This is a genomic window from Novosphingobium sp. (assembly GCF_027486195.1).
Classification (GTDB): domain Bacteria; phylum Pseudomonadota; class Alphaproteobacteria; order Sphingomonadales; family Sphingomonadaceae; genus Novosphingobium.
The window spans coordinates 1-13,962 of record NZ_JAIXPP010000058.1 but is presented as its reverse complement, the minus strand read 5'-3'; the positions used below and the strand labels follow the sequence as shown (position 1 = coordinate 13,962).

Annotated in this window: 20 protein-coding genes; 15 read left to right on the top strand and 5 right to left on the bottom strand. The window is 65.3% G+C overall.

Going from position 1 to position 13,962, the window contains the following annotated elements:
- Positions 1–48: 48 nt before the first annotated feature.
- Both Q0071_RS10950 and Q0071_RS10945 read right to left on the bottom strand, forming a co-directional pair.
- A complete protein-coding gene (locus Q0071_RS10950; protein ID WP_298168819.1) occupies positions 49–1,338 on the bottom strand; it encodes an acyl-CoA dehydrogenase family protein in 1,290 nt (429 codons plus the stop codon).
- Positions 1,339–1,431: 93 nt separating this feature from the next.
- Positions 1,432–2,283, bottom strand: coding sequence for an SDR family oxidoreductase (locus Q0071_RS10945; protein ID WP_298168817.1), 852 nt, complete (start codon positions 2,281–2,283; stop codon positions 1,432–1,434).
- 187 nt (positions 2,284–2,470) lie between these two features.
- Here Q0071_RS10945 and Q0071_RS10940 point away from each other — a divergent pair, with 187 nt between their 5' ends.
- The 5 genes from Q0071_RS10940 to Q0071_RS10920 all read left to right on the top strand — a co-directional run bounded on the left by Q0071_RS10940 (position 2,471) and on the right by Q0071_RS10920 (position 7,071).
- Positions 2,471–3,631: an acyl-CoA dehydrogenase family protein gene (locus tag Q0071_RS10940; protein WP_298168816.1), complete on the top strand. Its 1,161-nt coding sequence runs from the start codon at positions 2,471–2,473 to the stop codon at positions 3,629–3,631.
- Between the two features lie 138 nt (positions 3,632–3,769).
- The gene (locus tag Q0071_RS10935) at positions 3,770–4,909 is read left to right on the top strand and encodes an acyl-CoA dehydrogenase family protein (protein ID WP_298168813.1); all 1,140 of its coding nucleotides are present in this window, start codon (positions 3,770–3,772) and stop codon (positions 4,907–4,909) included.
- An 11-nt stretch (positions 4,910–4,920) separates the two neighbouring features.
- Positions 4,921–5,721, top strand: a complete 801-nt coding sequence (locus tag Q0071_RS10930) for an SDR family oxidoreductase (RefSeq protein WP_298168811.1) — start codon at positions 4,921–4,923, stop codon at positions 5,719–5,721.
- Positions 5,722–5,725: 4 nt separating this feature from the next.
- Positions 5,726–6,607, top strand: a complete 882-nt coding sequence (locus Q0071_RS10925; RefSeq protein WP_298168809.1) for an SMP-30/gluconolactonase/LRE family protein — start codon at positions 5,726–5,728, stop codon at positions 6,605–6,607.
- Complete coding sequence (locus tag Q0071_RS10920) at positions 6,604–7,071, top strand: SRPBCC domain-containing protein (RefSeq protein ID WP_298168807.1); 468 nt, start codon at positions 6,604–6,606, stop codon at positions 7,069–7,071. The genes Q0071_RS10925 and Q0071_RS10920 overlap by 4 nt, the downstream gene beginning before the upstream one ends.
- Before the next feature lie 5 nt (positions 7,072–7,076).
- Here the strand turns inward: Q0071_RS10920 and gmk are convergent, their stop codons facing one another.
- From gmk to Q0071_RS10905, 3 genes are all read right to left on the bottom strand, one after another.
- On the bottom strand, positions 7,077–7,730 hold the full coding sequence (gene gmk / locus Q0071_RS10915; protein WP_298168805.1) for a guanylate kinase: 654 nt from the start codon (positions 7,728–7,730) through the stop codon (positions 7,077–7,079).
- A 31-nt stretch (positions 7,731–7,761) separates the two neighbouring features.
- On the bottom strand, positions 7,762–8,043 hold the full coding sequence (locus Q0071_RS10910; protein WP_298168802.1) for a hypothetical protein: 282 nt from the start codon (positions 8,041–8,043) through the stop codon (positions 7,762–7,764).
- Positions 8,044–8,165: 122 nt separating this feature from the next.
- Positions 8,166–8,660 (bottom strand): ClpXP protease specificity-enhancing factor SspB, encoded by a 495-nt coding sequence (locus Q0071_RS10905; RefSeq protein WP_298168799.1) that lies wholly within the window; start codon positions 8,658–8,660, stop codon positions 8,166–8,168.
- Between the two features lie 93 nt (positions 8,661–8,753).
- Here Q0071_RS10905 and hisB point away from each other — a divergent pair, with 93 nt between their 5' ends.
- The 10 genes from hisB to Q0071_RS10855 all read left to right on the top strand — a co-directional run.
- On the top strand, positions 8,754–9,347 hold the full coding sequence (gene hisB, locus Q0071_RS10900) for an imidazoleglycerol-phosphate dehydratase HisB (protein ID WP_298168796.1): 594 nt from the start codon (positions 8,754–8,756) through the stop codon (positions 9,345–9,347).
- Positions 9,340–9,960: an imidazole glycerol phosphate synthase subunit HisH gene (gene hisH, locus Q0071_RS10895; protein WP_298168793.1), complete on the top strand. Its 621-nt coding sequence runs from the start codon at positions 9,340–9,342 to the stop codon at positions 9,958–9,960. Before hisB ends, hisH begins: the two co-directional genes overlap by 8 nt.
- Complete coding sequence (gene hisA / locus Q0071_RS10890) at positions 9,957–10,682, top strand: 1-(5-phosphoribosyl)-5-[(5-phosphoribosylamino)methylideneamino]imidazole-4-carboxamide isomerase (RefSeq protein WP_298168790.1); 726 nt, start codon at positions 9,957–9,959, stop codon at positions 10,680–10,682. Before hisH ends, hisA begins: the two co-directional genes overlap by 4 nt.
- Entirely contained in the window at positions 10,682–10,954 is a 273-nt protein-coding gene (locus Q0071_RS10885) for a hypothetical protein (RefSeq protein ID WP_298168787.1), read from the top strand. Before hisA ends, Q0071_RS10885 begins: the two co-directional genes overlap by 1 nt.
- A complete protein-coding gene (hisF, locus tag Q0071_RS10880) occupies positions 10,951–11,712 on the top strand; it encodes an imidazole glycerol phosphate synthase subunit HisF (RefSeq protein WP_298168784.1) in 762 nt (253 codons plus the stop codon). The genes Q0071_RS10885 and hisF overlap by 4 nt, the downstream gene beginning before the upstream one ends.
- 148 nt (positions 11,713–11,860) lie before the next feature.
- Positions 11,861–12,034, top strand: a complete 174-nt coding sequence (locus tag Q0071_RS10875; RefSeq protein ID WP_298168781.1) for a PEP-CTERM sorting domain-containing protein — start codon at positions 11,861–11,863, stop codon at positions 12,032–12,034.
- Positions 12,035–12,160: 126 nt separating this feature from the next.
- The gene (locus tag Q0071_RS10870; protein WP_298168778.1) at positions 12,161–12,508 is read left to right on the top strand and encodes a phosphoribosyl-ATP diphosphatase; all 348 of its coding nucleotides are present in this window, start codon (positions 12,161–12,163) and stop codon (positions 12,506–12,508) included.
- Between the two features lie 3 nt (positions 12,509–12,511).
- Positions 12,512–12,895, top strand: coding sequence for a histidine triad nucleotide-binding protein (locus Q0071_RS10865; protein ID WP_298168775.1), 384 nt, complete (start codon positions 12,512–12,514; stop codon positions 12,893–12,895).
- Between the two features lie 79 nt (positions 12,896–12,974).
- Entirely contained in the window at positions 12,975–13,442 is a 468-nt protein-coding gene (locus Q0071_RS10860) for a YbgC/FadM family acyl-CoA thioesterase (protein ID WP_298168772.1), read from the top strand.
- Positions 13,442–13,962: MotA/TolQ/ExbB proton channel family protein (locus Q0071_RS10855; RefSeq protein WP_298168770.1), on the top strand; the 521-nt coding region annotated here is incomplete at its 3' end. The genes Q0071_RS10860 and Q0071_RS10855, both read left to right, overlap by 1 nt.

Sequence of the window (13,962 nt, the reverse complement as noted above, 5' to 3'; positions counted from 1 at the left end):
AACATGCCCTCCCCCAGCCCCTCCCGCTTGCGGGAGGGGAGTAGGTTGTCAGCGTGAGATCGCCATGTCGCCCGAGGTGAAGCCCGGGTCGCTCGGCAGATCGGTGTGGCGCGCATATTCGATGCGGGCGACGGCGCGGGCGTGGACTTCGTCCGGACCGTCCGCCAGGCGCAGGGTGCGCTGGTGCGCGTAGGCTTCGGCGAGGCCGAAGTCTTCCGAGACACCGCCGCCGCCGTGGGCCTGGATCGCATCGTCGATGATGCGCAGCGCCATGTTGGGGGCCTGCACCTTGATCATCGCGATTTCGAGTGCGGCGGCCTTGTTGCCGACCTTGTCCATCATGTCCGCTGCCTTGAGGCAGAGCAGGCGGGTCATCTCGATATCGATGCGGGCGCGGGCGATGCGCTCTTCCCACACGGACTGTTCGGAAATCTTCTTGCCGAAGGCGACGCGCGACTGGAGGCGCTTGGCCATCTTGCCGAGTGCTTCTTCGGCAACGCCGATGGTGCGCATGCAGTGGTGGATGCGGCCCGGCCCGAGGCGCCCCTGCGCGATTTCGAACCCGCGCCCTTCGCCGAGCACGACGTTGGAGACGGGGACGCGGACGTTTTCGAGCAGGACTTCCATGTGGCCGTGCGGCGCGTCGTCATAGCCGAAGACGGGAAGGTGGCGCAGGATGTTGACGCCCGGCGCGTCCATCGGGACGAGGACCTGGCTCTGCTGCGCGTGGCGCTTGGCGCTGGTGTCGGTCTTGCCCATGACGATGGCGATCTTGCAACGCGGATCGCCAAGGCCCGAGGACCACCACTTGCGGCCGTTGATGACGTATTCATCGCCCTCACGCACCATGCGGGTTTCGATGTTGGTCGCGTCCGACGAGGCGACGAGCGGCTCGGTCATCAGGAAGGCCGAGCGGATTTCGCCGTTCATCAGCGGGCGCAGCCACTGCTCCTTCTGCTCGCGCGTGCCGTAGCGGTGGAATACTTCCATGTTGCCGGTATCGGGCGCGGAGCAGTTGAACACTTCGCTGGCCCACGAGATGCGGCCCATTTCCTCGGCGCAGAGCGCGTACTCAAGGTTGGTGAGGCCGGGGCCTTCGAACTCGAAGGTATCATCGACATGGTGATGGCCTGAGTTCTGCGGCGGCATGAACAGGTTCCAGATACCGGCAGCCTTGGCCTTGGCCTTCTCCTCCTCGACCACCTGCAGCACCTTCCAGCGGCCGCCGCTGGCCTGTTCGGCCTTGTAGTCCTTGTGGCGCGGGCGGACGTTGGCCTCGATGAAATCGCGGACGCGGTTGCGCCAGTAGACCTGCCGTTCGGTGGGTTCGAAATCCATGTTTGCTCTCCTGCGGTGCGGGCGTGTGGCACCGCTTGTGTTTGTTGATTTAATCTGTCGGTTAAACCTTGCGCGAGATCAAGCGCACAATCATCAGGCTGCTGCTTCCGCCGCCGCTTTCATCTGGCGCAGCGCTTCGAAGAGATCGGGCACTTCGGGATCCCACGAATGGCGCGGGCCGATGGTGAGGCCGCCATCGACGATGATCGAGGTGCCGTTCACGAAGCTGGCGGCTTCGCTGCACAGATAGAGCACGGCTTCGCCAATATCGTTGGGCTGGCCGCCGCGCGCGACGGGCTGGGCGGCCTGGCTCATCATCGCGATGGCGCCTTTGGCCTGCGCTTCGAGTTCGGCGGGTACATCGAGCGAGGTGGTGAAGATGTTGGTGTTGATGAAGCCGGGCTGGACGGCGTTGACGCGGATCTGGTGGCGGGCGAGATCGGCGGCGCTCGTCTTGGTGAGGTGAAGCACCCCGGCCTTGGCGACGGCATAGGCATTGGGCGAGTAGCCGGGGCCGACTGCGGCGACGCTGGACGTATTCACGATGGCCGCGCCCTTGCGGCCGATCATGTGCGGCACGGCGTAGCGGATACCGAAAGCGACCGAGCGCAGCAGGAGGTGCATCGTGCGGTCCCAGCCCTCGGGCTCGATCTCGTCGATCTTGGCCATGTCGCCGCCCGCACCGGCATTGTTGAACACGGCATCGATCCCGCCGGTTTCGGCGGCGGCGCGGTCCATCAGGGCCTTGATGTCCTCGCAGTTGCAGACGTCGCAGCGCACGGTGTGGACTTCGCCGTTGGATTCGGCGGCGGTGGCGGCAAGGCCGGCTTCGTCGATATCGGCGGCATAGACCTTCGCGCCCTCGGCGGCGAACAGGAGCGCGGTGGCGCGGCCGATGCCGGAGGCGGCCCCGGTGACGACGACGGTCTTGTTGTGGAATCGCATTGGAACCTCTCCGTGTTTCTGATTTTGGCGTGAGCTTAGGCTGCTGCGCCCCTTCGTCAATGCCGATCGGGTTGACGCTACGGCATGCGGGAGTGGTGCGGATTGGCAGAAAACCGTGCCGAAATCGGTGCTTGCCAGCGTGCGCTGAGTCGCCTTAACCTTCCGATTAAGAGAGGAGACACGAACGATGTCGGACCTGGAGACTTTCCGCGCGGAGATCCGTGCGTGGATCGAGGCGAACTGCCCGGAAGAGATGCGCCGGCCCGTGCAGGGCGAGGACGATATCTGCTGGGGCGGGCGCAATTTCGTGTTCAAGAGCGCGGCGCAGAAGCAGTGGATGGAGGTCTGCGCGGCCAAGGGTTATACCGTGCCGGACTGGCCGGTCGCCTATGGCGGCGCGGGGATGAACCCGGCTGAGGCCAAAATCTGGCGCGAGGAAATGACGCGGGCCGGGGCGCGGCCGCCGCTTTCGAGCTTCGGCATCTGGATGCTCGGGCCGGCGCTTCTCAAGTTCGGCACCGAGGAGCAGAAGGTCCATTATCTGGGTCAGGTGGCGCGCGGGGAAATCCGCTGGTGCCAGGGCTATTCGGAGCCGGGCTCGGGCTCGGATCTCGTCTCTCTCCAGACCTATGGCGAGGACAAGGGCGACCACTGGGTCGTGAACGGTCAGAAGATCTGGACCAGCTATGCCGACAAGGCGGACTGGATCTTCTGCCTCGTCCGCACCGACAAGACCAATGTCTATCAGGGGATCTCGTTCCTGCTGTTCGACATGACAACGCCGGGGGTGACGACCAAGCCGATCAAGCTGATCAGCGGTAGCTCGCCCTTCTGCGAGACGTTTTTCGACAATGTGGTGGTGCCCAAGAGCCAGATCGTCGGCCAGCTCAATCGCGGCTGGGATGTGGCGAAGTACCTCCTTGGCCATGAGCGCGAGATGATTTCCGGCGCGGGCGGCGGCGAGCAGACGAGCACGATCGGCAAGGTGCTGACCCGCAACGGTCTCGACGATCCGATGCTGCGCGCCGAACTGGCGGCGTTCGATATCGACGCGCTGGCCTTTGCGGCGATGGGCGAGAAGTTCCTCGACGAGATCAAGGTGGGCAAGGCGCACCCTGCGCAGCCCAACATGATGAAGTATGCGGGCACCGAGCTCAACAAGCGGCGGCACGAGTTGCTGATGGCGGCGGGCGGCAGCACCGCGCTGGAATGGGAGAGCGAGGAGACGCGCGGCGGGGCGCCATCGCGCTCGTGGCTGCGCACCAAGGCCAATTCGATTGAGGGCGGCACGAGCGAGGTCATGCTCAACGTCGTCGCCAAGCGCATTCTCGAACTGCCGGGGGCCTGACACGCAATCCTCGAGGCCCCGCTCATGCTGAGCTTGTCGAAGCATCTGGCCCGACCGTGGTGCCAGCACCCTTCGACAGGCTCAGGGTGAGCGGGGTTTAGAGATGTTTTTGAATTTCTAGGGCTTAGGAGCAAATCCATGCCGCTGTATTACAACGAAGATCAGGCCATGCTGGCCGATAGCGTCACCGGCTTCATGGCCGATGAAGGCGGGATCAAGAAGCAGCTGCGCCACTGGCGTGACATCAATTGCAAGGACGGTTTCGGCCACGCCTTGTGGAAGCAGTTTGCCGAGATGGGGCTGACGGGCATGCTGGCGGCCGAGGCTGATGGCGGGCTGGCCATGGGCCATGTCGAGGCGGGGATCGTGCTTGCGGAGATCGGGCGCAACCTGACGCCGTCGCCGTTCCTCACCACGGCGGTGATGGGCGTGACGGCGCTGAAGGACGCATCGGACGAGCTGCGCGGGCGCTGGCTGCCGGGCGTGATCGCGGGCGAGACGGTGCTGGCCGTCGCGATCGACGAAGGCGCGAAGCACAGACCTGAGAAGATCGCTTGCCGTGCCGAGCGTGCGGGCAACGGGTTCCGGCTGACGGGTGCGAAGGACTTCGTGGTGCATGGCACGTCGGCTGACGCAATCATCGTGGCGGCGCGCACATCGGGCAGCGATAGCGATGCGGATGGCGTGACGCTGTTTGCCGTGCCCAAGGATGCGGCCGGGATCGGGCACAACGCGGTGCGGCTGGTCGATAGTTCCATCGCCAGCCATGTGCGGTTTGATGGCGTCGAGCTCGACGGTTCGACCGTGATCGGCGAAGTCGATGGCGGGCGCGCGGTGCTGAACAAGGTGCTGAGCGCAGGCCGCATCGGCGCTGCGGCGGAGCAGACGGGCGTCGGCGGCGGGGCCTTCGCGATGACCACGACCTACCTCAAAACACGCAAGCAGTTTGGCAAGCTGATCGGCGAGTTCCAGGCGCTGCAGCACCGCGCGGCGCATCTCTATTCCGAGCTGGAGATCGCCGAGGCCGTGGTGATCAAGGCGCAGCAGCTGCTGGATGGCGGGTCCGAACGGGCGGAGTTGATGGTCTCGGTGGCCAAGGCCAAGGCGGCACGCGTGTGCAATCTGGCGGTGCGCGAGGGTGTGCAGATGCACGGCGGCGTGGGCATGACCGACGAATACGACATCGGGCTCTACATGAAGCGCGAGCGCGCGCTGACCGAGTTCATGGGCGATGCCAACTACCATGCCGAGCGCGTTGCGCAGCTCAGCGGATACTAAGGATACCTGACATGGATTTTGCCAAGCTTTTCAGCCTTGAAGGCCGCGTGGCGGTGGTGACGGGCGGTTCGCGCGGGATCGGGCGGATGATCGCCGAAGGCTTTATCGCGGCGGGCTGCGAGCGGGTCTATATCACCGCGCGCAAGGCTGCGGTGGTCGAGGAAACTGCTGCCGAACTCGGCCCGCGCTGCATCGCGCTGCCGGGCGATATCTCGACCTATGCGGGGATCGAGGCGCTGGCCGAGGATCTGGCGCAGCGCGAGAGCCGGATCGACATTCTGGTGAACAATGCGGGCGTGGCCTGGGGCGCGGAGTTTGATGATTTCCCGGAAATGGGCTGGGACAAGGTGATGAACCTCAACGTCAAGACGCCCTTCTTCCTGACGCAGAAGCTGCATGGCCTGCTCAAGGCGGGCGCGGTGGATCAGCCGGCCAAGGTGATCAACATCGCCTCGATCGATGGCCTGCGCGTCAACCCCTGGGAGACCTACAGCTATCAGGCCTCGAAAGCGGCGCTGGTGCACCTGACCCGGCGCATGGCGGCGCGGCTGGTGCAGGACAACATCATCGTCAACGCGATCTGCCCCGGCGCCTTCGCCTCGGAAATGAACAAGGCGGCGGCGAACAATCCCGAGGCTTCGGCGCGAGGTATCCCCTTGAAGCGCATCGGCAATCTGGAGGACATGGCGGGCGGCGCGATCTTCCTTGCCAGCCGCGCGGGCGATTATGTGATCGGCACGCCGCTGCCGATCGACGGTGGGATCGTGAACGCCTATATCCCCGAGAACCATATCAACCCACTGGGGGAGTAAAGCCATGAGCCGCGCGGTCCGCCAGCTTGCCGATGGGTTCCACTTCGGCGAGGGGCCGCGCTGGCATGAGGAGCGGCTGTGGTTCAGCGATTTCTACAGCCGCACCATCCGCTCGGTGGATCTTGCGGGCGACCACCGGATCGAGTTTGAACTGGGCGACCAGCCTTCGGGGCTGGGCTGGATGCCGGATGGCTCGCTGCTGTTTGTTTCCATGCGCAAGCGGCAGGTGTGGCGGCGCTGGCCGGACGGGCGGCTGGCGATGCATGCCGATCTGGGGCCGCTGACCGCGCATCTGTGCAACGATATGGTGGTTGATGCCGAAGGGCGGGCTTACGTCGGCAACTTCGGCTTCGATCTCGACCATGAACTGCGCGAGCGGGGCGTGGAAGCGGTGCTGGCGGAGCATCCCAAGGCCAATCTGGTGCTGGTGCAGCCTGATGGATCGGTTTCGGTCGCGGCGCCGGACATGAGCTTTCCCAACGGCACGGTGATCACGCCCGATGGCAAGACGCTGATCATCGGCGAGACGCTGGGCGGGCGGCTGACGGCGTTTGATATTGGCGAAGGCGGGGCGCTTTCGGGGCGGCGGGTGTGGGCGGATACCATGCCGCGCGTGCCCGATGGCATTGCGCTCGATGCCGAAGGCGCGGTGTGGATCGCGAACCCTATCGCGCCCGAATGCGCGCGGATTGGCGAAGGCGGGGCGGTGCTGGAGGTCGTCTCGACCGGAGAGATGCCGTGTTTTGCGTGCATGCTCGGCGGGCCGGAGGGGCGGCACTTGTTCATGCTCTGCGCGCCGAGCAGCGATGCGGAGGTGGCGAAAAGCGCGGCGAAAGGCGTGGTGCTGGTGGCTGAGGTGGATGCAGCGCGGGCTGGGCGGCCGTGACCGCGCCTGATTCAGACTCGGTGCGGGCCATCGGCGACTGCGAGCTTGCGATTACGCGCCTGATCGCCGCGCCTCGTCCCCAGGTGTTCCGGGCATGGGCCGAGCCTGCGCTGTTCCGGCAGTGGTGGATGCCGGAGGGGTTGGGCGCGACCTTGCTGGAATGCGATCTCGACCTGCGCACAGGGGGGTCGTACCGGCTGGTCTATGCCTTTGGCGAGGAAGGCACGATGGCGTTCCACGGCACTTATCCCGAAGTGGTGCCCGATGCGCGGTTCGTCTGGACCAACGCCGAAGACCCCGATGGGGCGGTGACGACGGTGACTCTCGCCGACCATGATGGCGGGACTGTGCTGACCTATCACGAGCGCTACCCTTCGCGCGAGGCGCGGGACGAGGCGCTTGTGGGTTCGGCGATGGCCTTGCCGCTGCAATTGGATCAGTTGGCGACGTTGCTGGAGATCTGAGCGCCTCAGGGCCGCATAAGCTCGCGGACGAAGCCGATCAGGCCGGTCTGGCGGGCGCGCTTCATGCGTTCGGCGTGGAGGATTTCGCGGACCTTGGCGAAGCACTGGTGGATATCGTCGTTGACCACGACGTAGTCATAGCCGTCCCAGTGGCTGATTTCGGCGCGGGCGCGTTCCATGCGGGTGGCGATGACTTCGGCGCTGTCGGTGCCGCGCCCGGTGAGGCGGCGGCGCAGTTCATCGATGCTGGGGGGGAGCAGGAACACCCGCACGACATCGGTTTCGAGCTTCTGGTAAAGCTGCTGCGTGCCCTGCCAATCGATATCGAACAGGTAATCGCGCCCTTCGCGCAGGCCGGCCTTCACCTGGGCCTTGGGCGTGCCGTAGCTGTTGCCGAAGACGTGGGCCCATTCGAGGAACTCTTCGTTTTCGACCATGCGGTCGAATTCGGCATGGGTGACGAAATGGTAGTCCTTCCCGTCGACCTCGCCGGGGCGCATCGGGCGCGTGGTGGCCGAGACCGAGAGGCAGATGGCGGGATCGGCCTCCAGCAGCATGCGCGAGATCGTCGTCTTGCCCGCGCCCGAGGGCGAGGACATGATGAACATCAGGCCGCGGCGGTGGAGTGCGTCGGACGTTTGGGGAGTCGGCTGGACCATGCGCGCTGTTGGCGCATGGGGGCCCGGATGGTCAAGTCTTGCGCTGCTTGCGGCGGCTTTCGAGTCTTTTGGCGTGGAGCGTCTTGGCGAGCAGCGCGCCGCCGACGATGATTGCGCCGGGGACCGAGCGGGTGGCAATCCGCGTGGCGGCGGCGGTGAGGATTCGTGCGCCGAGGCCGACACGCTTCTTGGGCCCGGCGGCCATTGCGGCTTTCGCGCCGGCGGCTTTCGCGGCCGCCTTCAGCGCTTCGGGCGCGGCGCCGAGGATACCGCGATCGACGCTGCGTTTCAGCAGGGCGGAGCCGGTACGCATGGCGAAGCCTGCCAGAATCGCGCGCGAGACCGGGCCCAATGAATCCAAGCTGGCTGGATCGGGCGCCGAATCAGCAACAGGTTCGGGTGCTGGAGTTTCCGGGGCCTTTGCGGTGGGCCCGGTCATTTCTTCCGGCCGAAATCCACGGTGACGACGTTGGAGCCATCATCCGGGCTTGCAGGCCCGCTGCCATCGGGCGAATCGTTTTCCGCGTCGTGCAGCGGTTCATCCTCGTCGTCGCTGTCGCCCGCCGTCTGGAACTGGAGGCCGAAATCGACCGCCGGATCGACAAAAGCAGTAATCGCGCTGAACGGGACCACCAGCGTGGACGGAATCTGGTTGAACGAGAGGCCGACGCTGAAGCCTTCGGGTGTAACCTTGAGGTCCCAGAACTTGTTCTGGAGAACGATGGTCATTTCGTCCGGGAAGCGTTCCTTGAGGCGGGTCGGGATCGACACGCCGGGGGCGCCGGTCTTGAAGGTGATGTAGAAATGGTGCGCGCCGGGGAGCGTGCCGCCGGTGGTTTCAACCTGGCCGAGCACGCGGCCGACCACCGCGCGCAGGGCCTCCTGCACGATTTCATCGTAGGGGATCAGGCTGTCGGGTGCATCGCTCATCCTGCCTAGGGTGGCTTGGAGCGCCGCGCGGGTCAAGAGGGTGCGGCGTGCAGGCAATTGATTCTGTGCGGAACCAGCCTATAGGCGAGGGCCATGCGCACCGGATCGATCGCCCGCACCACGCACGAAACCGACATCCAGGTTTCGGTGAACCTTGATGGCACCGGCACTTTCGACGTCAGCACCGGCATCGGCTTCCTCGATCACATGATCGAGCAGTTCAGCCGCCACTCGCTGATCGACGTGACGTGCCACGTGAAGGGCGACCTCCATGTCGACCAGCACCACACGACCGAGGATAGCGCGATTGCGCTGGGGCAGGCGATTGCGCAGGCCTTGGGCGACAAGAAGGGCATCACCCGCTACGGCATGGCCTATTCGCCGATGGACGAGGCGCTGGCCCGCGTGGCGCTGGATATTTCGGGGCGGCCGGTACTGGTCTGGAAGGCGAGCTTCACCCAGCCGCGCCTTGGCGAGATGGATACCGAACTGTTCGAGCACTGGTTCCAGTCGATCAGCCAGGCAGCCGGCATCACGCTGCACATCGAATGCCTCTACGGCTCGAACAATCATCACATCATCGAGGGCATCTACAAGGGCTTTGCCCGCGCGATGCGCAGCGCGGTGGAGATCGATGCCCGCAAGGGTGATGCCGTGCCGAGCACCAAGGGCATCCTCGGTGGCTGAAGTCATTGCCTTGGTCGACTATGGCGCGGGGAACCTGCGCTCGGTCGCCAATGCGCTGAAGGCGGCGGGGGCGGAAGGCGTTGCGGTGACGGCGGACCCCAATGTGGTGCGCGCGGCGGACCGGATCGTGCTGCCGGGTGTCGGCGCGTTCAAGGCCTGCGTGGAGGCGCTGCGCGGCGTGCCGGGACTGGTCGAGGCGATGAGCGAGCGGGTGCTGGTGGGCGGCGCGCCGTTCCTCGGCATTTGCGTGGGCATGCAGCTGCTGGCGGACCGGGGCATCGAGTTCGGCGTGACCGAAGGGCTGGGCTGGATCGGCGGCGAAGTGCGGGCCATCGAGCCGAGTGATCCCAGCATCAAGGTGCCGCACATGGGCTGGAACGATGTCGCCCCGATGCACCACAATGCTTTGATCGTGCCGGGCGAGGCCTATTTCCTGCATTCCTATCACTTCGTGCCCGAAGAAGGCGCGAGCATTGCGGCGATGACCGACCATGGCGGCGGGCTGGTTGCGGCGGTGGGGCAGGACAATGTGCTCGGCGTGCAGTTTCACCCGGAGAAGAGCCAGGACTATGGGCTGGCCTTGCTGGGACGTTTTCTGGAGTGGAAGCCGTGATCGTTTTTCCGGCAATTGACCTCAAGGGCGGGCAGGTCGTGCGGCTGGCCGAGGGCGATATGGCCCGCGCGACGGTCTATGGCGATGATCCGGCGGCGCAGGCCACGCTGTTTGCGGATGCGGGCTCGCAGTATCTCCATGTGGTTGACCTTGATGGCGCGTTCGCGGGTGAGGCGGTGAACCGGGCGGCGGTTGAGGGCATCCTCAAGGTGTTTCCGGGGCACGTGCAATTGGGCGGCGGCATTCGGAACCCGATTGCGGTCGATGGCTGGTTCGATCTTGGCGTGAGCCGGGTGGTGATCGGCACGGCGGCTTTGAAAGACCCGCAGTTCGTGAAGGATATGGCCAAGGCCTATCCGGGCGGGATCGTGGTCGCGGTCGATGCGCGCGATGGCATGGTGGCGACGGAAGGCTGGGCGGAAGTTTCCGACGTTTCGATTGTCGATATGGCGCGGCGGTTCGAGGATGCGGGCGTGGCCTCGATCCTGTTTACCGATGTGGGGCGCGATGGGCTGCTCAAGGGCTGCAATATCGACGCGACGCTGGATCTTGCGCGCGCGACGCGGCTGCCGGTGATCGCGAGCGGCGGGGTGAAGGGCATCGACGATATCCGGATGCTCAAGATCCACGAGGCTGACGGGATCGAGGGGGTGATTACCGGGCGGGCGCTGTTTGAGGGGCGGCTGGACTTGGCCGCTGCGATGGCGATGGCTGAGGCGTGATGCTTTGGCAGCGCTTTATCTGCGGCCTTGTGGTCATTTATCTGGGCTGGCGCCTGAGCCAGGGCTTCATTGACTTTATGAAGGGCCGCGTGCTGGTGCGGCGCGCCTTGATTTGGCCAAGGTGGCAGGGGCTTGGCCGAAGTGAGACGTTTACACCTTACCTTTTTGATCGCCATGATGCACCGGTCACATTTTGGTTCTGGACAGTGTTCCAAGCCATTGGGCTTGTTGTTTTGATTGGCCTGTTTGCTGCTCTGTCGGTGTCTCGATGACCGTCCGCATCCGCGTCATCCCCTGCCTCGATGTGCGCGATGGGCGCGTGGTGAAGGGTGTGAATTTCGTCGATCTGCGCGATGCGGGCGATCCGGTCGAGCAGGCGCGGGCCTATGACAAGGCGGGCGCGGACGAGCTGTGTTTTCTCGATATTTCAGCGACGCATGAGGGGCGCGGGACGCTGCTCGATGTTGTCGCGCGCACCGCCGAGGTGTGCTTCATGCCGCTGACCGTGGGCGGCGGGGTGCGTGAGCCTGAGGACGCGCGCGCGCTGTTGCTGGCCGGCGCGGACAAGGTCGCGGTCAATTCCGCAGCCGTTGCGCGGCCCGAACTGGTGCGCGATATTGCCGAGCGGTTCGGCGCGCAGTGCGTGGTCGGCTCGGTCGATGCGCGGCGGGTTGCGCCGGGCAAGTGGGAGATATTCACGCACGGCGGGCGGCGGCCCACGGGCATCGATGCGCTGGCGCATGCGGAAAACCTGGCCAAGTTGGGGGCGGGCGAACTGCTCGTCACCTCGATGGACGGAGACGGCACGCAGGCGGGTTATGATCTGGAGCTGACCCGGCGGATTGCCGATGCGGTGCCGGTGCCGGTGATTGCCAGCGGGGGTGTCGGGAATCTTGACCACCTCGTTGCGGGTGTGCGCGAAGGGCATGCCAGCGCGGTGCTGGCGGCCTCGATCTTCCACTTCGGCACGCACTCGATTGCCGAGGCGCATGCCGCCTTGCGCGCGGCGGGGATTCCGGCGCGGGGATAGGTCCCGCTAGTGTCGGAATTCTTGACAAACGCCGCCCAAACGCTGCGGACGTTAACTAGCGAAATAGGCTTATTTCCTTGATTTTCGGGATGTTGGCACAGGGATTGCTTTAACCTTTTAGCAAGGCCTTGTATTGGAAATCCCCCGCGTGCTCCGTTTTGTTCCCATTGCCCTTGTCGTGTTTGCCACCACAACCGTCCCTGCCTTTGCGCAGGCGAGCGGTGGCATCGCCATTCCTGAACCGACCGACGGCGCGCTTTTCGCCATCGGGCTCGCAGGCCTGATCATCGGCCGCCGCGTCGCGCGACGCAAAGAGGACTGAGGCAGCCTTCAGCGCCGGGTGCCTCGACTCCGCTCGACACCAACGGAGGTGGGGGCGAACGGAGGTGGCGCGCGATAGCTTCTGGCCCGCTTGACCTTCCCATCGCCGCGCGCCATGCCCGCTGCGATGTCTTCCTCCACCGATCCGACCACGCTCCTCTTCCGGCTTGAAGCCACGATCGCTGCGCGCCGCGCTGCCGGTTCTGCTACTGGCCCCGATGCCAGCTATGTCGCGCGTCTGCACGCCAAAGGGCGCGGCAAGATGGCGCAGAAGGTGGGCGAGGAGGCGACCGAAGTGGTGATCGCCGCGCTCACCGGCAGCCCTGAGGCGCTGGTGGGGGAAGCGGCGGACCTGCTCTTCCACCTCTTCGTGCTGATGGGCGATTGCGGCGTTTCGCTGGCCCAGGTGACGGCCGAACTGGAGCGGCGCGAGGGTACGTCAGGGATTGTCGAGAAAGCCAGCAGGAGCAGTTGAACCATGGCGGTCGATGCCACCCAGCCTTACGATGACCAGAACGTCTTCGCGAAGATTCTGCGCGGGGAAATCCCCTGCCGGAAGGTCTACGAAGACGAGTGGAGCCTCGCCTTCCACGACATCAACCCGCAATCGCCGACGCATGTGCTGGTGATCCCCAAGGGCGCTTACGTGAGCTGGGACGATTTTTCGGCGAAGGCTTCGGGCAGCGAGATCACCGGGTTCGTGCGCGCGGTGGGGCATGTGGCGCGCGCGGCGGGGCTGGTCGCGCCGGGATACCGGCTGCTGGCGAACACCGGCACGAATGCCCATCAGGAAGTGCCGCATCTGCATGTGCATGTGTTTGCGGGCCGTCAGCTTGGCCCGCTGCTGGCGCGGGTGGACTGAAACCTTCCTGAAGCGGTTAACAAATTGCCGCGTTTGATCTTGCCTCGCGAGTCGCGGCAAGGCTAGGACAGCGCGGCATATGCCTGCTCCGCTTCCTCCTTCCGGCTGTTTTGACGGCGCGCGCCATCTTTATGCGATACGCGTTTACTTTGAGGACACCGATCTTTCGGGCGTGGTCTATCACGCGAATTACCTACGCTGGTTCGAGCGGGCGCGGTCGGACATGTTGCGCCTGCTCGGCATCGATCAGCGCGGCGCGCATGAAGCGGGGGAAGGCGCTTTTGCGGTGACCGACCTTGCGCTGAAGTACCTCCGCCCGGCGCGGCTCGATGACGATGTGGTGATCGAGAGCACTGTCGCCGAGGTTTCACGCGTCACGTGCAGTCTGGTGCAGAAGGCCTGGCGCGGCGAGGACTTGCTGGCCGAGGGCCGGGTCCGCGTGGCGTTCGTTTCTCCGCTGGGCCGCGCGCGGCGGCTGCCTGCATCGTTCCATTCCGCTTTCACGGCGCTGCTGGCGCCTCCCCCTGAAGGGTCCGTCCATCCATGATGCTTTCCGTTCTTGCCGCTGCCGCCGTGCCTGTCGCCGCCGGGGCGACCGCGGGCATGCCGACCCGGCTCAACCCGGTCGCGCTATTCCTTCATGCCGATATCGTGGTGCAGGTGGTGATGGGCGCGCTGGTGCTCGCCTCGGTCTGGGTGTGGACGATCATCGTCTCCTTCTCGCTGCGCATGGGCAGCGCCGAGCGCAAGTGCGACAAGTATGAGACGGCGTTCTGGGAAGCGCGCGATGTCGATGCCTTCCACAAGGAGAACGGCGGCAAGGACGTGCCGAGCGCGCGGATCGTGACGGCGGCGCTGGCGGAATGGCGGCGCTCCACCTCGGGCAAGACGATCGACCGCGAGGGTACGCGCCAGCGGCTCAACTCGGCGATGGAAAGCGTGGTGACGGCGGAAACGGACCGGCTGGCGGGGCGGCTCAATTTCCTTGCTACAGTGGGTTCGGTTGCGCCTTTCGTCGGGCTGTTCGGCACGGTGTGGGGCATCATGGACAGCTTCTTCAACATCGG